Here is a 294-nt window from a genome sequence, read left to right as displayed (position 1 = left end):
ATACAAACCATTTTGGGTTGTATGGTTAAGTGACTAAGCGTATACGGTGGATGCCTTGGCAGTTGGAGGCGATGAAGGACGTATTAACTTGCGATAAGCCTAGTCAAGCTAGTAAAAAGCGCTTGAGACTAGGATTTCCGAATGGGGAAACCCACCACTTAGTGGTATCACTTACTGAATACATAGGTAAGTGAGGCGAACCGGGAGAACTGAAACATCTAAGTACCCCGAGGAAAAGAAATCAACCGAGATTCCGAAAGTAGCGGCGAGCGAAATCGGATTAGCCCTTAAGCT

Annotated in this window: 1 rRNA gene; it reads left to right on the top strand. The window is 45.6% G+C overall.

The features are described 5' to 3' along the window. Window positions 1-23 precede the first annotated feature (23 nt). Window positions 24-294, top strand: a 23S ribosomal RNA gene (locus AN214_RS22050); the annotation flags it as partial.

This window comes from Pseudoalteromonas sp. P1-9 (assembly GCF_001399975.1).
GTDB lineage: Bacteria > Pseudomonadota > Gammaproteobacteria > Enterobacterales > Alteromonadaceae > Pseudoalteromonas.
Note: the sequence above shows the minus strand (reverse complement) of the source record. Positions and strands in the feature narration are given on the sequence as shown.